The following is an 18,466-nucleotide window of genomic DNA, read 5'->3' as shown; positions in this document are numbered from 1 at the left end:
AAGCTTTTGCTCTTTTCTGGTCATTTGTAATTTAATTGGGTAATTGTTCTTTTGTGATCCGTGGCTCTTATTTTGGTCAAATGATCAATTACAGTGGCGCCATCAACTCAAGGAGAACAGAACATGAACAATCAATTCACATGGCTTCATATCGGTCTGGGTTCTTTTCATCGCGCGCATCAGGCGTGGTATCTGCATCGTCTGATAGCGTCCGGGGATAAGCGCTGGCACATCGCGGCAGGAAATATTCGTAACGACGCCGAGCAGGTGGTGCAGGCGCTGGCGGCGCAGGGAGGACGTTACGTCCTGGAGACCGTCAGCCCGGAAGGGGAGCGCGACTATGAAGAAATTACTTCTATCCAGAAATTGCTGCCGTGGCAGGCCGGGCTGCAGCCGCTGATTAACGAAGGGGCGAACCCGCAGACCAAAGTTATCGCCTTTACTGTGACGGAAGGGGGGTACTACCTGAACACCCGCCATCAGCTGGAAACCAGTAACCCCGATCTGCAGGCCGACCTGCAAGGCGAGTGCAAAACTATTTATGGCACCCTCGCGCGGATCCTGGAGAAGCGCATGGCCGACGACGCCGGGCCGCTGACCCTGCTCAACTGCGACAACGTGCGCCACAACGGCGAGCGTTTCCACGACGGCATGGTCGAGTTCCTGCAGCTCACCGGCAAACAGGCGGTGATTGACTGGATGGCGGCCAATACCACCTGTCCGAACACCATGGTGGACCGCATCACCCCGCGTCCGGCGGCCGATCTGCCGGCCCGTATCAAAGCGCAAACCGGGATTGATGACAAAGCGCCGGTGATGGGGGAGACCTTTATCCAGTGGGTGGTGGAGAACCACTTCCGTGATGCCCGCCCGAACCTGGAAGCGGTCGGCGTGGAGATGGTCGAGTCGGTCATCCCGTATGAAGAGGCGAAAATCCGCATTCTGAACGCGTCGCACAGCTGCATTGCCTGGGCGGGAACCTTAATTGGCCAGCAGTATATTCATGAAAGCACGCTGACCGATGTTATCTACGCCATTGCCGACCGCTACGTCACGGAGGATGTCATTCCCTGCCTCGGCGATAACGGCATTGATCTGCCCACCTACCGGGATGTGGTGCTCAAACGCTTTACCAACCCCTATATCCAGGACACCAACCAGCGCGTCGCCGCCGACGGCTTCTCGAAAATTCCGGCGATGATCGCCCCCACGCTGCAGGAGTGCTATCAGCGCGGCGTCCGCCCTGAGGCGACCGCCATGCTGCCGGCGCTGTTCTTCGTCTTTATGGAGCAGTGGCATAAGGGAACGCTGCCCTATCAGTACCAGGACGGCATCCTGGATGCGCAGGCGGTGCATGAGATGTATGAGGCTCAGGATCCGGTGGCTGTCTATGCCCGCGATAAAGCCCTGTTTGGTGACCTCGCCAACAACGCGGATTTTCTGGCGCTGATGCGCGAGAAAGTCGCCGCCGTTTACACGCTGATTAAATAAAGAGGTGGCTATGTATCTGGGTATCGATCTCGGCACATCGGAAGTCAAAGCGCTGGTCATTGATGAGAACTATGAGGTTATCGCCAGCCATAGCGCGCCGCTGAGCATTCAGCGGCCCCATCCGCACTGGTCAGAACAATCACCGGAGCTATGGTGGGAGGCGACGGAGTACCTGATGAGCACGCTACGGGAAAAATGCGCGCAGCACTGGCCGGCCATCAAGGCGATTGGCCTCTCCGGACAGATGCACGGCGCGGTGTTGCTGGATGAAGAGGGGGAGACGATCCGTCCGGCCATTCTGTGGAACGACACCCGCTGCGCCGCAGAGTGCGCCGAGCTGGAGGCGATGGCACCGGAGCTGCATCAGGTGGCGGGCAACCTGGCGATGCCGGGCTTTACCGCGCCGAAGCTGCTGTGGGTGCGCCGTCATGAGCCGCAACACTTTCAGCGCACCGCCACGGTGCTGCTGCCGAAGGATTATCTGCGCTATCGGATGACCGGGAAGAAAGTCTCCGACATGTCGGACGCCGCCGGGACGTTGTGGCTGGACGTGGCGAAGCGCGACTGGTCCGACGCTCTGCTGGACAAGTGCGGCCTGTCGCGCAGCCACATGCCGACACTGGTCGAAGGCTGCGAGGTTTCCGCCACCCTTGATCCGCAGGTGGCGGCGCGCTGGGGGCTGAACGCCTCGGTGGTGGTGGCCGGGGGCGGGGGGGATAACGCGGTTAGCGCCATTGGCGTCGGCGCGGTCTCGCCGGGGGATGCGTTTATTTCGCTCGGCACCTCCGGGGTGCTGTTTGTGGTGACCGACGCCTATCGTCCGGCGCCGCAGTCGGCGGTACATGCGTTTTGTCACGTGCTGCCGAACCTGTGGCACCAGATGAGCGTCATGCTGAGCGCCGCCAGCTGTTTGCAGTGGTTCTGCCGCCTGACCGGCACCACGGAGGTGGCGCTGCTGGCGGAAATTGCCGAGCTCAGCGAGGAGGAGAAAGCCCACGCCCCGTTCTTCCTGCCCTATCTCTCCGGCGAACGTACCCCGCATAACGATCCTGACGCGCGCGGCATGTTCTGGGGCATGACCCACGCCAGCCTGCGCGCCCAGCTTGGCTACGCGGTGCTGGAAGGGGTGAGCTTCGGTATCAACGACGGCCTGCAGGCGTTGAAAGAGAGCGGTACGCCCATCGCGCAGTGCTCGCTGGTGGGCGGCGGCGCCCGCAGTCCTTTCTGGGCCCAGCTGCTGGCCGACATTCTCGCTATGCCGGTGGTGACCCATAAAGGGGGAGAGACCGGCGGCGCGCTGGGCGCGGCGCGGCTGGCCTGCCTGGCGGCGGGCAAACCGATTGCCGCGGTGTGTGAAAAACCGGAAGTCTGGCAGACCTGGCGTGCGGATCCCGTTCGCCACCACACCCTGATGCAACGCTACGCGCAGTTTAAAGACCTGTATTTAAACGACCTGAATTATCGGCAGCACTGATTTTCATCATAACAGCCGCTTCGTTGCACATCGCGGAGCGGCCACCCTGTACCCTGAAAACGAGGTCATTATGTCTATCAATAATAAACAGTGGCTCGGTTTACCCCTGAACCTGCTCTGGGGATACATCGCCATTGCCGTATTTATGACCGGCGACGGTTTTGAATTAGCCTTTCTGTCGCACTATATCAAAGCGCTCGGCTTCTCTCCGGCGGAGGCCTCCTTTGCCTTTACCCTCTACGGCCTGGCCGCCGCGCTGTCGGCGTGGATTTCCGGCGTGGTGGCGGAAATTATCACCCCGCTGAAAACGATGATGATTGGCTTCGTACTGTGGTGCGTGTTCCACGTGCTGTTCCTCGTTTTCGGCCTCGGTCACGCCAACTATGCGCTGATCCTGATTTTCTACGGCATCCGCGGCTTCGCCTATCCGCTGTTCCTCTACTCGTTTATCGTGGCGATTGTCCATAACGTCAAAAGCGACAATGCCAGCTCGGCCATCGGTTGGTTCTGGGCGGTCTATTCCATCGGCATCGGCGTGTTCGGCAGCTATATTCCGAGCTTCACCATTCCGCACATTGGCGAACTGGGGACTTTATGGCTGGCGCTGGCCTTCTGCGTCACCGGGGGCGTGATTGCCCTGGCTTCCCTGCGCCATATTCAAACGCCGCAGCATATGCAGAATCTCACCACTCGCCAGAAATTTTCCGAGCTGGGACGCGCCGCGACGCTGCTCTATACCAACCGCAATATTCTGCTGTCGAGCATGGTCAGGATTATCAATACCCTCTCGCTGTTCGGTTTTGCGGTCATTATGCCGATGATGTTTGTCGATGAGCTGGGCTTCACCACTTCAGAATGGCTCCAGGTATGGGCAGTCTTCTTCTTCACCACCATTTTCTCTAACGTGCTGTGGGGGATCCTGGGGGAAAAACTGGGCTGGATGAAGGTGGTGCGCTGGTTCGGCTGCATCGGGATGGCGCTCTCCAGCCTGGCGTTTTACTACATCCCTCAGCACTTTGGCCATAGCTTTGCGATGGCGCTGATCCCCGCCATCGCCCTCGGGATCTTTGTCGCCGCCTTCGTGCCGCTGGCCGCCGTGTTCCCGGCGCTGGAGCCGAAGCACAAAGGCGCGGCGATTTCGGTCTATAACCTGTCGGCGGGGATGTCGAACTTTCTCGCGCCGGCGATTGCCGTGGTGTTGCTGCCGTTCTTCAGCACCATCGGGGTGGTGATTGCCTACACCGCATTGTACGTGGTGGCCTTTTTCCTCTGCGCCTTTATCCGCGTGGAGCAGCCAGGGTTCTCCCACAAGGAAGCAACCGCCCGCGAGCAGGTTGAATTCTCTTAGGTGATGCGGCTGGCATGAAGCGCATGCCAGCCTTAATGAGGTGAACGAATGAGTATGCAGGCGGTTATTTTTGACATGGATGGCGTGATTATTGATTCCGAGGCGCTGTGGCGCCAGGCGCAGATTGACGCCCTCGCGCAGTGGGGGGCAACGGCGAGCGTGGATGAGTGTGAAACCCTGACCAAAGGCAAACGCCTCGACGAAATCGCCGGCACCTGGTGCCGCTATTTTCAGCTTGATCTCGACCCGCAGCGGCTTGAAGCCGCGATATTGCAGCGTATTACCGGCCTGATCGCCACCGAAGGCGAGCCGATGCACGGCGTGCATGAGGCGTTACGCTATTTTCGCGAGGCGGGCTATCAAATTGCGCTCGCCACGTCATCATCCCGCCAGGTTATTGCCGCTGTGCTGAACAAGCTCTCGCTCTGGCACTTTTTCGACGTGGTTTGCAGCGCAGATGATGAACCACGCGGCAAACCGCACCCGGCGGTGTACCTGACGACGCTGCGCAAGCTCAATCTCAACGCCAGCCAGTGCCTGGTGATTGAAGACAGTTACAACGGTTTTTGCGCGGCTCAGGCCGCTGGCATTCCAACGGCGGTTGTCGCCGAAGATAGCCGACAGGGGCGCTATCAGGCCGCTGTCGGCCGCTATCAAACCTTACCTGAACTACTGGAAGCGCTTAACGCCGAGCCAGCGGCGGTCGCATAACTTACGCTTTCGTGAGCGCAGAAAATCCCGGGATGTACACGGTCGGTCACTCTCTTTTCTGCGCTCACGCCCTTTTTTCTCCATGCCGATCCGCCTCACATTTCGCTCATCTTTTGTGAAAACAGTCACGTCTTGTTGTGCCAATGCCCAAATTTATGGCCTTGCTTAGCGGTGTTTGTCCGAGGCACTGCTACGTAATTGTGCTTAGATTATATATTGAAACGTATTTTCAATAATGTGAAACCGCTTTGCCGATTTACCTCTGTCGATCGGATTTGGCCGTGATAAGGATTGAGCATGAAAATTGAATCTGTGAATGTCACCGTTTTCCAGTATCCCACTCGTCGGGTTTCCGACAGCGCCGGGCACTCCCATCCGGGGGCTGAAAGCATGGCCAAAATGGCGATGCTGACCATCACCGCTGATGATGGGGCGCAGGGTTTTTCGTTTGCGCCTCCGGAAGTCGTGCGCCCGTTCGTGGTGAATACTTTTTTTCGCAAAGTGCTGGTGGGGCAGGACCCGTTTAACCGCGAGCGTATCTGGCAGGATCTTAACCACTGGCAGCGCGGCAGCGCACATCAGCTAACGGAGCGCGCGCTGTCGTTTGTTGAACAAGCGCTGTGGGACCTGATTGGCCGCAGCCTCAGGATGCCGGTCTACAAGCTGCTTGGCGGCTATCGCGACACCGTCCCGGCTTACGGTAGCACCATGTGCGGCGACGATCTACCGGGCGGCCTGTCGACCCCGGAAGAGTATGCCGCCTTTGCCGAAAAGCTGGTCGCCCGCGGCTACAAGGCCATCAAACTGCACACCTGGATGCCGCCAATCTCTTTTGCGCCCAATCCCAAAATGGATATTAAAGCCTGCGCGGCGGTGCGCGAAGCGGTAGGGCCGGATATTGACCTGATGATTGATGGCTATCACTGGTACAGCCGCGCCGAGGCGCTGTGGATCGGCAAAGCGCTGGAAAAACTCAATTTCGCCTGGTTTGAAGAGCCGATGGAGGAGGATTCGATGTCCTCGTACGCGTGGCTGGCGGAAAACTTGTCGATTCCCATCGTCGGGCCGGAGAGCTTCGGCGGCAAGCACCACATGCGCGCCGAATGGGTGAAAGCCGGAGCCTGCGACATTCTGCGCGCCGGCGCTAACGGCGTGGGGGGCATTACCCCGACCATGAAGGTGGCGGCGCTGGCGGAATCTTTCGGCATGGATTGCGAAGTCCACGGCAACGGCGCGGCAAGCCTGGCGGTGGTCGGCGCGATCCGTAACTGCCGTTGGTATGAGCGCGGCCTGCTGCATCCGTTCCTCGACTACGATGAACCGGCGGCCTATCTCAACAGCATTGTCGACCCGATGGATGATCAGGGATTTGTGCATTTATCACAACGTCCGGGCCTCGGCGAAGACATTAATTTTGCGTATATCGAAGCCAATACCGTTAGCCACGACTGATTTAAAAAAATAAATGCCCGATGGCGCTGCGCTTATCGGGTCTGCGGCCCGGTAGACCGGATAAGGCGAAAATGCCGCCATCCGGCAACATGTACCCTACAGTACAGGCAAACAGAGATATGAAAAAAACCTCCTTACTGGCAGCGTGTATTCTCGCGCTCGCCATGTCGATGGGGAGCGGGGCGGCGGTGGCGAAAACCCCGCCCGACCAGCTGATCATCGGGATGAATATGAATAACCTGCTCACTCTTGACCCGGCGGCGATGACCGGTAACGAAGTGGTGGGGATCGTGGTCAACCTCTACGACTCGCTGGTGGAGCTGGACCCTGAGCAGCTCACCACCGTTAAGCCCGCGCTGGCGAAATCCTGGGATATCAGCCCCGACGGCAAAACCCTGACCTTTCATCTGCGAGACGACGTCAAGTTTCACTCCGGCAACCCGCTGACCGCCGCCGATGTGGTGTGGTCGATGCGGCGCATCCTGCATCTCAACCTGGCCCAGGCCTCGGTATGGAAATCCTATGGCTTCAGTAAGAAAAATATCGACAGCCAGGTCAGCGCGCCGGACCGCTTCACGGTGCAAATCGTATTACCCAAAGATAACGATCCGCAACTGGTGATTTACTCGCTGGCGGCGCTGGGCAACCTCGGGGTGCTGGACAGTAAAACGGTGCAAAGCCACCAGCAGGATAACGATTGGGGTAACCGCTGGCTAACCACCCATGAAGCCGGTTCCGGGCCGTTTACGCTGGAAACCTGGCAGGCAAAAGAGGTGCTGCGCATGAAGCGCAATCCCGACTACTGGCGCGGCGAGGCGAAAATGAGCCGCGTGGTGCTGCGCCATTTCCAGGAGTCGCAAACCCTGCGCCTGATGATCGAAAAAGGCGACCTCGATATTGCCAACAACATGGCGGTTTCCGATATCAACGCCCTGCGCAGCGACCCGCAGCTGACCGTCGATGCGGTGCAGCGCGGCACCATGTACTACGTGGCGATGAGCATGAAAGAGGCGCACTTCGCCAATCCGAAAGTGCGCGAGGCGGTGCGCTATCTGATTGATTATCAGGGTATCAATAAAGCGCTGATGCCGGGCTACGGCGTGCTGCACCAGCGGCCGATTAAGGCGGGCATGCCATCCACGCTGCCCGACCCTGGCTATAAGCTGGACGTGGCGCGGGCGAAAAAGCTGCTGGCGGAAGCGGGATATCCCAACGGCTTTGATACCACGCTGCGGGTACTCTCCGATCAGCCATTTCTTAACATCGCTATCGCCGTGCAGTCGACGCTGATGCAGGCGGGGATTAACGCCAAAATCATCACCGGCACCGGTAACCAGATCTACGGCGCAATGCGCGAGCGTAAATTTGACCTGCTGGTAGGTCGCGGCGGCAGCGGGATGGAGCCGCATCCGCACTCCAGCCTGCGCGCGCTGGTCTATAACCCGGATAACAGCGATAAGGCGCGCCTGACCAACTTCCAGGGCTGGCGTACCGGTTTTTACGACCCGCAGCTTAATACGATGATTGACCAGGCCCTGCTGGAACGCGATCCGCAAAAACAGGTGGTTGACTACCAGGCCATCCAGACACGCTACGACCAGCTGGTTCCGGCTTTAATTCCGCTTTCGCAGATGGTTGATTCGGTCGTCGTGCGCAACGAGGTACGTGAGTATCAGCCGCACCCCTCCGCCACCACTTTTCTGCGTGACGTCTATAAAGTCCGCGAAGGAGAGAAAGGATGAGTACCACAATCCTTGCGCCCGGCTCACGCGGCCGGCGCTTATCAAAACGGCTACTGCAGGTGGTGATTACACTGTTCGGCCTGCTGCTGCTGACCTTTACCATTGGCCGCGTCATGCCTATCGACCCGGTGCTGGCGATTGTCGGCCCGGATGCTGACCAGAGTACCTATCAGCAGGTTTACCAGCAGCTTGGGTTTGATAAATCGCTGACCACCCAGTTTGGCATCTATTTCGTCAACCTGTTGCACGGCGATCTGGGCAACGCGCTGCTGACCGGGAAACCGGTGGTGGACGATATTATCCGCGTCTTCCCGGCCACCATGGAGCTGGCAACGATGGCGATTATTGTCGGCGCGGGTCTTGGTATTCCGCTGGGCGTGTTGGCGGCGGCGCGGCGCAATAGCGTCTCCGATTATGTGGTACGCATTATCAGCCTGGCGGGCTACTCGACGCCGATCTTCTGGGTCGGAATGATGGGACTGCTGGTGTTCTATGCCTGGCTTGGCTGGGTAGGCGGCGCCGGGAGGGTAGATCTCGGGCTGGATGGTGTGGTGCCGCGCCGCACCGGCCTGATGACCGTTGATGCGCTGCTGGCAGGCAACGGCCAGGTGTTCTGGAACGCCATTAATCATCTGATTCTTCCCGCCTCGCTGCTGGGTTTTCACTCGCTGGCTTATATCAGCCGTATGACCCGCAGCTTTATGCTGGCCCAGCTGTCGCAGGAGTTCATTATTACCGCGCGGGTGAAAGGGCTGACCGAGCGTCAGGTTATCTGGAACCATGCGTTTCGTAACATCCTCGTGCAGCTGCTGACGGTAGTGGCGCTGGCCTACGGCGCACTGCTGGAAGGCGCGGTGCTGATTGAAACCGTCTTCTCATGGCCGGGTTTCGGCTCCTACCTTACCGGTAGCCTGCTGCTGGGCGATATGAATGCGGTGATGGGCTGCGTGCTGCTGGTGGGCGTGATCTTCGTGATGCTCAACCTGCTCTCCGACATGCTGTATCAATTCTTTGACCCGAGGACAAAATCATGACCGTTTCTCTGGATTCGCCGCTTTCGGGCGGTGCGGGCGAAGGCCGTCAGCGGCTGCAACGCGCGGCGGCGCGGGCCGTCGGGTTTATCGGCAAAATGGCGCGCAATCCGCTCACGGCCATCGGCGGAGGCATTATCTTTCTGCTGCTGGTGGTGGCGATTTTCGCGCCGCTGATTGCGCCTTATAACCCGCTGGTACAGGACCTGAATAGTGCGCTGGTCGCGCCGAATGCACAGCACTGGTTCGGCACCGATGAGTTTGGCCGGGATATCTTTAGTCGCCTGGTGTACGGCTCCCGCATCACGCTCTATATCGTGCTGCTGGTCTCGGTGACTGTCGGTCCGCTCGGGCTGCTGCTGGGCGTCAGCGCTGGCTATTTCGGCGGTAAAGTCGATATGGTGCTGATGCGCGTCACCGATATTTTCATCTCCTTCCCGAGTCTGGTCCTGGCGCTGGCGTTTGTCGCCGCTTTAGGACCGGGGCTGGAGCACGTGGTTATCGCCATCACGCTGACCGCCTGGCCGCCGATTGCCCGTCTGGCGCGCGCCGAAACGCTCTCTCTGCGCCAGGCCGATTTTATCTCCGCCGTGCGTCTGCAGGGCGCTTCATCGGCCCGCGTCCTCTGGCGCCATATCGTGCCGCTGTGTCTGCCCTCGGTCATTATCCGTATCACCATGAATATGGCCGGGATCATTCTGACCGCGGCCGGCCTCGGCTTTCTCGGCCTCGGCGCGCAGCCGCCAGAGCCGGAGTGGGGAGCGATGATCTCCAGCGGGCGCACTTATATGATGGAGTGCTGGTGGGTCGTAACCATTCCGGGGCTGGCGATTCTGATCAATAGCTTAGCGTTCAACTTCTTAGGAGATGGCCTACGTGACATCCTCGATCCCCGCAGTGAATAATGCACCGCTGCTCGACGTGCGCGATTTGTGCGTCGACTTTGTTAATGGTAGCGCGGTGACCCACGCCGTGCGCGGCGTCTCCTTCCAGCTGGGGCATGAGAAGCTGGCCATTGTCGGCGAGTCCGGTTCGGGTAAGTCCACCGTTGGGCGCGCGCTGCTGCAGCTGCATCCGAAAAAGGCCCGCGTCAGCGCCAGCCGGATGCAGTTTGCCGACCTCGATCTGCAGCATCTAAGCGAAGCGCAGATGCGCGGCGTACGCGGCAAACGTATCTCTATGATTATGCAGGACCCGAAATATTCGCTTAATCCGGTGGTCTGCGTGGGTAAGCAAATCGCCGAGGCCTGGCTTACTCATCATCCCGGGCGCAAAGATGAGGCGAAAGCCAGGGCGCTGGAGATGCTGAAGGTGGTGCGTATTCGCCAGCCGGAGCGCGTTTATCAGCTTTATCCGCATGAAATATCCGGCGGACAGGGGCAGCGCATCATGATCGCCATGATGCTGATTACCGACCCGGAACTGATCATTGCCGATGAGCCCACCTCCGCGCTGGACGTGTCGGTGCGCCTGCAGGTGCTGGGCCTGTTGGATGACCTGGTTCAGTCGCGCGGGCTGGGGCTGATTTTTATCAGCCACGATATCAACCTGGTGCGCAGCTTCTGCGACCGCGTACTGGTGATGTACGCCGGACGGGTAGTGGAGTCCATCGCCGCTAAAGATCTCGATAACGCCCGTCACCCCTACACTCAGGGATTGATTAACTCGCTGCCGGATATGCAGCATCGTCGCCCGATACTGCCGGTGCTGCAGCGTCAGGCCAGCTGGTTAACGGATTAAGGAGCGGATAATGATTGAAGTTCAACATCTCAACCTCGCGTTTGGCGAGGGGGAGAAGCGTAACCAGGTGCTGTATGACGTCAGTTTCCACGTTAAGCCCGGCGAGATCTACGGTCTGGTAGGAGAGTCCGGTTCCGGTAAAACGACGGTGCTCAAGTGCCTGGCGGGGCTGTTTACCCACTGGCAGGGGGAACTGACCATCGATGCTCAGCCCTTAGGGCATGAAATTAGCCGCGAGCGCTGCCGTCAGGTGCAGATGGTATTTCAGGACCCCTACGGATCGCTGCATCCCCGTCACACCATTGGCGATATCCTCGAAGAGCCGCTGCAGATCCATCGTTTCAATGACCGCGACCGGCGGATCAATGCGCTGCTGGATAAAGTTGGCCTCAACCGCGCTTTTCGTGAGCGCTATCCGCATCAGCTCTCCGGCGGGCAGCGGCAGCGCGTGGCGATAGCCAGAGCGCTGATTCTTGAGCCACAGGTGCTGCTGCTGGATGAGCCGACGTCGGCGCTGGATGTGTCGGTGCAGGCTGAGATCCTTAACCTGCTGGCGGAATTGCAGCGGGAGGCGAAGCTCACTTACCTGATGGTCACCCACGATCTTGGGGTTATTGCCCACTTATGCCAGAAAGTGGCGGTGATGCAGTACGGGAAGATCCTCGAAACCCTGACGGTCGATGCGTTGGTCAGCGGCGAGGCGCGGACGGCCTATACGCAGATGCTGGTTAACGCCAGTCGGCAATATACGCGCGAAATGGCGCGCGAGGTGGCGGACTACTAAGCTTGATGGCGCATTGTCTCACGGCAGATGCGCCCATTTTAATGGGTAATTATTTGATATTATGTGAGTTTGAGGTTGTAGATATCGTCTATTAATGTAAGTGCGGTGTTTGGATCGATATCCTGCCCAGGTTTTTCCTGCAGCCGCAGGTGCCGTTTTACCTTAACATTCAGAGGCTCAATCAACGAACCCGGCTGCTGTATACCAGCCGGGCGCCGTCTTTGCTTTGCGAAGCCTGATCAACGTAGCAGCGGGCAGTCGGGCGGCAGCCGGCAGCGCAGGGCCGCCGGTAACAGCTCCATGCGGAAGGTTTTTCCGCTGAGCGGCTCGCCGTCGAGGTTAAACGTCATCTCATGGGGGGCGGTGATCTCAAACCATGAGGAGACACCGTCAACAATATTCGGCGAGTTTTCCGGATTCGCCAGGGTGCTGAACAGGGCAGGGATCAGCTCTTCGCCGGTGAAAATGCGCAGATGCAGCAAACCATCGTTAATCAACGCCTCCGGGCACAACTGCTGGCCGCCGCCGGCCTGGCGGCCGTTGCCGATGCCAATGACCAGCGCATCGCCCTGCCAGTGAAAGTTCTCTCCGCGGATCTCGCAGCGGTCCGGCTTCAGGGTATCCATACGCATCAGGCCATGGATTAAATAAGAGACACCGCCGAGCGCGGCTTTGAGTTTTTCCGGCGTTTCGGTGGTGATTCGGGTGCCGAACCCGCCGGTCGCCATATTAATAAAGCCGGTTTTATCATTCACCCGGGCGATATCTATCGGCACATCGCGGCCGACGATCGCCAGCTTGAGGGCGCTGGCCAGATCCTGCGGAATGCCTACGCTGGTGGCAAAGTCGTTGGCCGTGCCCAGAGGTAAAATCCCCAGCGCCATCTTGCTACCGCGCTCCACCAGCGCGGTCGCCACTTCATTAATGGTGCCGTCGCCGCCGCCGGCGATCACCGTTTCAACGTTCAGCTGCAGGGCTTCATCGATAAACCGCACGGCATCGCCCTTTTCCCAGGTGACGCGGACGTGAATATCGATCCCTTCGTCGCGTAACAGGTTAACCGCCTCGCGTAACTGCGGTTCATTGGCACCTTTGCCGTTAAGGATCAGTAAGCTGGCAGGAAACGTAGACATCATCAAGGGAACCTTTATTGCTTAATGTTGCATAAAGTGTACCGCATGACGCAAGCGAAGACCGGAGGAGAGGCAAAAAAATAAGCCCGCGTAAGGGAGATTACGCAGGCTAAGGAGGTGGTTCCTGGTACAACTAGCATTTATGGGTTATGTTTTTCAGCGAAATGGATGATACCTGTTTCGATCGAAACGGTATGTGATCCGATTCTAATATCCTTACATCCTGAAAAAATAACGCAAATTAACTAGTTACCGTGCGGATTTCTGGTTGTCTGACCAGTGAAGTTGCGCATCAGCAGCGCATACTGCAGAGGCAGGTCGTCCGGCACAGGCAACCATACGGTATAACCATCGCCCGGGGCCACCGGCATGGCTTCGCCTTTGCCATTTTCCATATGCTCGAGGGTGAAGTTGACGTTACCCTGCGGGGTCATCAGCTCGAGGCTGTCGCCGACGCTGAACTTATTTTTGACCGCCACGGCCGCCAGCGGGCCGTTACGCTCCCCGGTGAATTCGCCGACAAACTGCTGGCGCTCGGAGAGGGAGTAGCCGTACTCGTAGTTCTGGTAATCGTCATGGGTATGGCGGCGCAGGAAGCCTTCGGTGTACCCGCGATGGGCCAGTCCTTCCAGGGTCTCCAGCAGGCTGGTATCGAACGGTTTGCCGGCGGCGGCATCGTCGATGGCCTTGCGGTAAACCTGAGCGGTGCGCGCGCAGTAGTAGAAGGATTTGGTGCGGCCTTCGATCTTCAGCGAGTGAACGCCCATCTGGGTCAGACGCTCAACGTGGGCGATAGCCCGCAGATCTTTCGAGTTCATGATGTAGGTGCCGTGCTCGTCCTCAAAGGCGGTCATGTACTCGCCCGGACGTTTGGCTTCCTCAATCATAAAGACTTTATCGGTCGGCGCGCCGATGCCGAGGGTGGGCTCCACGGTCTGCACCGGGATCGGCTCATATTTGTGGACGATGTTACCGACGTCGTCCTCTTTGCCTTCCGCCACGTTGTATTCCCAGCGGCAGGCGTTGGTGCAGGTCCCCTGGTTCGGGTCGCGCTTGTTGATATACCCGGAGAGCAGGCAGCGGCCGGAGTAGGCCATGCACAGCGCGCCGTGGACGAAAATCTCGATCTCCATCTCCGGCACCTGGCGGCGAATCTCTTCGATTTCATCCAGCGACAGTTCACGCGACAGGATCACACGGGTGAGCCCCATCTGCTGCCAGAATTTGACCGTCGCCCAGTTGACGGCGTTAGCCTGCACTGAAAGATGGATCGGCATCTCCGGGAAGTGTTCCCGCACCAGCATGATTAAACCCGGATCGGACATGATCAGCGCGTCCGGCCCCATCTCCACCACCGGCTTCAGATCGCGAATAAACGTTTTCAGCTTGGCGTTATGCGGGGCGATGTTGACCACCACATAGAATTTTTTACCCAGCGCGTGGGCTTCATTGATGCCGAGCTGCAGATTTTCGTGATTGAATTCGTTGTTACGCACGCGCAGCGAGTAGCGCGGCTGGCCGGCATAAACGGCATCGGCGCCATAGGCGAAAGCGTAACGCATATTCTTCAGCGTTCCCGCCGGGGAGAGGAGTTCTGGTTTAAACATGGTGTTCTCGTTCTGATGACAGGTCAGATTCGCCGCACCTGGCGCGGCGAGTTGGGGAGTGTCCCCACATTAAGGGCGGGCATTGTAGCGCCGCGGCGAAGGGGAGTAAATATCAGATGGGTATCTTTCAGTATGGCTAATTTGTTTGCCATTTTGAACCTGGGCAGTGCTCACACTGACAGCACTCATAACGCCTGGTGGGATAGGCTCTATGGCGTTCCCCGGGTTGCGGCATAAACGCCTTACCCGGGCTACGGATTGCAGATGGCGGTGAACGTGTAGCCCGGCTAAGCGCAGCGCGAGCCGGGAAAAGGCTAACTACGCCAGTCGGCAGGCGTCTGCTTCCCAGCGATAGCCAACGCCATACACCGCGCGAATAAACGACTGCTCGGCGTCCAGCGCCTCCAGCTTGCGCCGCAGGTTTTTGATGTGGCTGTCGATGGTGCGGTCGGTGACTACCCGATAATCGTCATACAGATGGTTGAGCAACTGTTCGCGGGAGAAGACCTTGCCCGGCTCCTGGGAGAGGGTTTTCAGCAGCCGGAACTCGGCGGGAGTGAGGTCCAGCAGCTTGTCGCGCCAGGAGGCCTGAAAACGACCTTCGTCGACAATCAGCGGGCTCTGGGCGTCCAGCGCCTGCAGATCGCGCTGCGGCTTGCAGCGGCGAAGAATGGTTTTCACCCGGGCGACCACTTCCCGCGGGCTGTAGGGCTTGCAGATATAGTCGTCGGCGCCAATTTCCAGCCCCAGCAGTCGGTCGATCTCTTCGATTTTCGCCGTCACCATCACCACCGGAACGTCGGAGAAGCGGCGAATTTCCCGGCACAGCGTTAAACCGTCGGTGCCGGGCAGCATCAGATCCAGCAGGATCAGGTGCGGCGGCGTCTGCCGAACGTAGGGCAGGACCTTGTCACCGTGGTTAATCAGCGTAGGCGCATAGCCGGCGGCTTGCAGATAATCAATCAGCAGCTGGCCGAGCTTCGGTTCATCTTCCACGATAAGAATGCGTGGGGTGTTTTCATCTACAGGCAATTCAGTCATACGTCTCTCGGTAAATCATGTTCCAGAGGTAACTCAACTTTAATGCTAACCCCGCCAAAAGGCGAATGGTCGGCACGCAGGGTGCCGCCGTGGGCCGCGACAATATTGAGGCAAATCGCCAGTCCGAGGCCGGAGCCGCCGCTGGCGCGGTTGCGCGATCCTTCCGCCCGGTAAAAGCGCTCGCACAGGCGGGCCAGCTGCTCATCGCTGACGCCGGGGGCGCTGTCGGCGAAGTCAATCACCAGCATTCGGCCGCTGCGACGGGCGGTGATGTGCAGGCTGCCGCCGCTGTCGGTATAGCGCAGGCTGTTCTCCAGCAGATTGTTGAAGAGCTGCATCAGGCGGTCGCGGTCGCCGAAGATCATCGCCTGCTCGGGGAGCGACACCTGAATGCTCAGCTGCCGGCTGGCGAAGCGCTCGCGAAAAGCGCCCGCGGCCACCTCCAGCAGGGTGATGATATCCAGCGACGTTTTCTGGTAGGCCAGCGCCCCCTCATCGGACATCGACAGCTGATGGAGGTCGTCCACCAGCTTGGTGAGGGTAGCCACCTCGGCCTGCAGGGAGGGGATGGACTCGGGAGTGAAGCGCCGGACCCCGTCCTGAATCGCCTCCAGCTCGCCGCGCAGCACCGCCAGCGGAGTACGCAGTTCATGGGAGATATCGGCCATCAGATCGCGACGCATCTGCTGGTTGCGCTCCAGGGTGCTGGCGAGCTGGTTAAAATCCTGCGCCAGGCGGCCGAGCTCGTCGCCGCCGGTCACCGTCACGCGGGTGGAAAAGTCGCCCGCCGCCAGCTTATGGGTGCCTTCCACCAGCCGCTTCACCGGCGCCAGCAGGCCGCGGGCCAGCGGGAAAGTGGCCAGCGCGGCAAGCAGGGTGGCAAGGGCGACAATCAGCCAGCTGGTGCGCTTTTGCTGCCGGTCGAAGTTAATATCGGTATTGCGCGTCAGCCGCTCTACCGGCGAGGCGATCACTTTGCCTACCTCCACGCCGTTGACCACAATGCTGCGCTGGGTGCCGTCCTCCGGTACGCGCTCACGGGGCCCCACCAGCACGCGGCCCGACTGATCGACCACCCAGAACATGGTGCGCCAGCCGTGGGGCGGCATTTCCGGCCTCGGCGGCGGGGTGTCGCTGGGGCCGTCGGGCGGCCCATCCGGCGGCGGCCCATCCGGCCCCTGACCCTCCATCGGACCCGGCTTCATGCCGTGTCCCGGCGGCGAACGGTCGTCGTTATCCCGTTCGAAGGTGCGCAGCAGCTGGAAGATAAAGCGGTCGTTGTTGCGCAGAAACGCCCAGCTGCCGTGCTGGGCATACTGCTCACTCAGCGCGTCGCTGAGCATGGTTAACCGCTGCTCATTACCGCGCTTGATGTAGTCGATAAACCCACGTTCGAAACTGATACGCACCGCCCAGTGCATGCTGATCAGCAGCACGATGCAGGTGACGAAAATAGCGAGGAACAGCTTACCGGTAATGCCCGGGCGCCAAAATTTCACGATCCACTCCTGTTGCGTCGACGGATGACGGTATTAGTGCCGACGTCATCCGGTACCCGGGAAAAGATGAGCGCCGGGAGGGCGATGATCGCCGCCATGCTCAGATAGGTATAGAGAAAGACCTGATGGGTGCTGGCGGCGTCGAGGCTCATATGCTGCTGGCCATACAGCCCCAGCAGCAGCCCGGCGATGGTCACGCCGATACTCATCGACAGCTGCATCACCATCGACAGCAGGCTGTTGCCGCTGCTGGCCAGATCGTCCGGGAGATCTTTCAGCGTCAGGGTATTCATTGAGGAGAAGCGGCTGGAGTTGATCATCCCCTGCAGAAACAGGACCAGCGGCAACGCGTAATACCAGCCGGCCAGGGCGCTAAACATAAACAGCAGACTGACCGCCGCCAGGCCCAGGGTGCTGGCGACCAGCACCCGACGGTAGCCAAAGCGGTTGACCACCTGGACCACGATCCGCTTCATCCCCATGCTGCCGAGCACCATCGGGATCATCATCAGCCCGGCGTGAAAGGGGGAGAAGCCGAGGCCAATCTGCAGAAACACCGGGGTCATAAACGGCAACATGCCGCTGCCGATGCGTCCGGCGAAGCTGCCGCCGAGGCCGAGGGAGAAGGTGCGGTTACGAAACAGGTTGAGGCTGAACAGCGCCCGGGCGTTACCGCGGGCGTGCCACAGGTACAGCAGCAGGGCGGCGAGGCCGACGGCCACCAGCCCCGCCAGCCAGTGTGACGATATACCGAGCCCTTTCTGGCCGTCCAGCGCCAGGGTCAGGGTCGCCATCCCGGCGGCCAGCAGCAGAAAGCCGGAGAGATCGAAGCGCCGGGTCTGCAGAGTGTAGTTGGGCATCAGGCAGAGGGTGGCGATGGCGCCGACGATCCCCACCGGGATATTGATGAGGAAGATCCAGTGCCAGGAGGCGTACTCCACCAGCACCCCGCCCAGCGCCGGGCCGAGCAGCGGGCCAACCTGGCCCGGCAGGGTGACGAAAGTCATCGCCGCCATGTACTGATCGCGTGGGACGATCTTCATTACCGTCAGGCGACCGACCGGCACCATCATCGCGCCGCCGACCCCCTGCAGCACCCGCGCCATCACCAGCTGGTCAAGGGTGCTGGCCTGGGCGCAAAACAGCGACCCGGCGGTAAACAGCACGATGGCGGTGAAGAAGATATTGCGCACCCCGACCCTGTCGGCCAGCCAGCCGCTGGCCGGCAGCATGACCGCCACCGTCAGGACATAGGAGACGATGATCATATGCATATGCAGCGGGCTCTCCCCGAGGCTTTTGGCCATCGAGGGGAGGGCGGTGTTAACGATGGTGGTGTCCAGCGACTGCATAAAGAAGCCGAACGCCACTATCCATAGCTGCCAGCGCACGCTGGCCGGGAGGTCTGTCATG

At 59.6% G+C, this 18,466-nt stretch carries 15 protein-coding genes; 10 read left to right on the top strand and 5 right to left on the bottom strand.

What is annotated here, in order from left to right; genetic code table 11:
- Nucleotides 1-123 precede the first annotated feature (123 nt).
- From dalD to A1WC_RS08500, 10 genes are all read left to right on the top strand, one after another.
- Nucleotides 124-1,491 (top strand): D-arabinitol 4-dehydrogenase, encoded by a 1,368-nt coding sequence (gene dalD / locus A1WC_RS08455; protein WP_016161512.1) that lies wholly within the window; start codon nt 124-126, stop codon nt 1,489-1,491.
- Between the two features lie 10 nt (nt 1,492-1,501).
- On the top strand, nt 1,502-2,965 hold the full coding sequence (xylB, locus tag A1WC_RS08460; protein WP_016161511.1) for a xylulokinase: 1,464 nt from the start codon (nt 1,502-1,504) through the stop codon (nt 2,963-2,965).
- Nucleotides 2,966-3,035: 70 nt separating this feature from the next.
- A complete protein-coding gene (gene dalT / locus A1WC_RS08465; RefSeq protein ID WP_008804068.1) occupies nt 3,036-4,313 on the top strand; it encodes a D-arabinitol transporter in 1,278 nt (425 codons plus the stop codon).
- 48 nt (nt 4,314-4,361) lie between these two features.
- Entirely contained in the window at nt 4,362-5,024 is a 663-nt protein-coding gene (locus A1WC_RS08470) for an HAD family hydrolase (RefSeq protein WP_016161510.1), read from the top strand.
- A gap of 297 nt (nt 5,025-5,321) precedes the next feature.
- Complete coding sequence (locus A1WC_RS08475) at nt 5,322-6,476, top strand: mandelate racemase family protein (protein WP_008804070.1); 1,155 nt, start codon at nt 5,322-5,324, stop codon at nt 6,474-6,476.
- 119 nt (nt 6,477-6,595) lie between these two features.
- Nucleotides 6,596-8,218: an ABC transporter substrate-binding protein gene (locus tag A1WC_RS08480; protein ID WP_016161509.1), complete on the top strand. Its 1,623-nt coding sequence runs from the start codon at nt 6,596-6,598 to the stop codon at nt 8,216-8,218.
- Nucleotides 8,215-9,252 (top strand): ABC transporter permease, encoded by a 1,038-nt coding sequence (locus A1WC_RS08485; protein ID WP_016161508.1) that lies wholly within the window; start codon nt 8,215-8,217, stop codon nt 9,250-9,252. The genes A1WC_RS08480 and A1WC_RS08485 overlap by 4 nt, the downstream gene beginning before the upstream one ends.
- The gene (locus tag A1WC_RS08490; protein ID WP_002912641.1) at nt 9,249-10,154 is read left to right on the top strand and encodes an ABC transporter permease; all 906 of its coding nucleotides are present in this window, start codon (nt 9,249-9,251) and stop codon (nt 10,152-10,154) included. The genes A1WC_RS08485 and A1WC_RS08490 overlap by 4 nt, the downstream gene beginning before the upstream one ends.
- Nucleotides 10,126-10,989, top strand: a complete 864-nt coding sequence (locus tag A1WC_RS08495; protein WP_016161507.1) for an ABC transporter ATP-binding protein — start codon at nt 10,126-10,128, stop codon at nt 10,987-10,989. Before A1WC_RS08490 ends, A1WC_RS08495 begins: the two co-directional genes overlap by 29 nt.
- Nucleotides 10,990-10,999: 10 nt before the next feature.
- The gene (locus A1WC_RS08500) at nt 11,000-11,773 is read left to right on the top strand and encodes an ABC transporter ATP-binding protein (protein ID WP_016161506.1); all 774 of its coding nucleotides are present in this window, start codon (nt 11,000-11,002) and stop codon (nt 11,771-11,773) included.
- Nucleotides 11,774-12,012: 239 nt separating this feature from the next.
- On the opposite strand, the gene yegS is transcribed toward A1WC_RS08500, so the two are convergent.
- The 5 genes from yegS to A1WC_RS08525 form a co-directional block, all read right to left on the bottom strand.
- Nucleotides 12,013-12,909, bottom strand: a complete 897-nt coding sequence (gene yegS, locus A1WC_RS08505) for a lipid kinase YegS (protein WP_008804075.1) — start codon at nt 12,907-12,909, stop codon at nt 12,013-12,015.
- Nucleotides 12,910-13,151: 242 nt separating this feature from the next.
- Nucleotides 13,152-14,513: a tRNA 5-hydroxyuridine modification protein YegQ gene (gene yegQ / locus A1WC_RS08510; RefSeq protein WP_008804076.1), complete on the bottom strand. Its 1,362-nt coding sequence runs from the start codon at nt 14,511-14,513 to the stop codon at nt 13,152-13,154.
- Nucleotides 14,514-14,831: 318 nt separating this feature from the next.
- On the bottom strand, nt 14,832-15,554 hold the full coding sequence (gene baeR / locus A1WC_RS08515) for a two-component system response regulator BaeR (RefSeq protein ID WP_004201558.1): 723 nt from the start codon (nt 15,552-15,554) through the stop codon (nt 14,832-14,834).
- Nucleotides 15,551-17,053, bottom strand: a complete 1,503-nt coding sequence (baeS, locus tag A1WC_RS08520) for a two-component system sensor histidine kinase BaeS (protein WP_016161505.1) — start codon at nt 17,051-17,053, stop codon at nt 15,551-15,553. The genes baeR and baeS overlap by 4 nt, the downstream gene beginning before the upstream one ends.
- Nucleotides 17,050-18,465 (bottom strand): MFS transporter, encoded by a 1,416-nt coding sequence (locus A1WC_RS08525; protein ID WP_016161504.1) that lies wholly within the window; start codon nt 18,463-18,465, stop codon nt 17,050-17,052. The genes baeS and A1WC_RS08525 overlap by 4 nt, the downstream gene beginning before the upstream one ends.
- Between the last annotated feature and the right edge of the window lies 1 nt (nt 18,466).

Origin of the sequence: Klebsiella sp. KTE92, assembly GCF_000398905.1 — a bacterium.
In the GTDB taxonomy this organism is placed as follows: Bacteria; Pseudomonadota; Gammaproteobacteria; order Enterobacterales; family Enterobacteriaceae; genus Klebsiella; species Klebsiella variicola.
This window is presented reverse-complemented; position numbering and strand designations above follow the sequence as displayed.

What these genes read in the sequence shown, in the direction of transcription:
- A1WC_RS08470 (WP_016161510.1), top strand. Translation starts at nt 4,362, where the DNA reads ATGAGTATGCAGGCGGTTATTTTTGACATGGATGGCGTGATTATTGAT.
- dalD (WP_016161512.1), top strand. Translation starts at nt 124, where the DNA reads ATGAACAATCAATTCACATGGCTTCATATCGGTCTGGGTTCTTTTCAT.
- yegS (WP_008804075.1), bottom strand. Translation starts at nt 12,909, where the DNA reads ATGATGTCTACGTTTCCTGCCAGCTTACTGATCCTTAACGGCAAAGGT.
- dalT (WP_008804068.1), top strand. Translation starts at nt 3,036, where the DNA reads ATGTCTATCAATAATAAACAGTGGCTCGGTTTACCCCTGAACCTGCTC.
- A1WC_RS08490 (WP_002912641.1), top strand. Translation starts at nt 9,249, where the DNA reads ATGACCGTTTCTCTGGATTCGCCGCTTTCGGGCGGTGCGGGCGAAGGC.
- xylB (WP_016161511.1), top strand. Translation starts at nt 1,502, where the DNA reads ATGTATCTGGGTATCGATCTCGGCACATCGGAAGTCAAAGCGCTGGTC.
- A1WC_RS08525 (WP_016161504.1), bottom strand. Translation starts at nt 18,465, where the DNA reads ATGACAGACCTCCCGGCCAGCGTGCGCTGGCAGCTATGGATAGTGGCG.
- baeR (WP_004201558.1), bottom strand. Translation starts at nt 15,554, where the DNA reads ATGACTGAATTGCCTGTAGATGAAAACACCCCACGCATTCTTATCGTG.
- A1WC_RS08485 (WP_016161508.1), top strand. Translation starts at nt 8,215, where the DNA reads ATGAGTACCACAATCCTTGCGCCCGGCTCACGCGGCCGGCGCTTATCA.
- A1WC_RS08475 (WP_008804070.1), top strand. Translation starts at nt 5,322, where the DNA reads ATGAAAATTGAATCTGTGAATGTCACCGTTTTCCAGTATCCCACTCGT.
- yegQ (WP_008804076.1), bottom strand. Translation starts at nt 14,513, where the DNA reads ATGTTTAAACCAGAACTCCTCTCCCCGGCGGGAACGCTGAAGAATATG.
- A1WC_RS08500 (WP_016161506.1), top strand. Translation starts at nt 11,000, where the DNA reads ATGATTGAAGTTCAACATCTCAACCTCGCGTTTGGCGAGGGGGAGAAG.
- A1WC_RS08480 (WP_016161509.1), top strand. Translation starts at nt 6,596, where the DNA reads ATGAAAAAAACCTCCTTACTGGCAGCGTGTATTCTCGCGCTCGCCATG.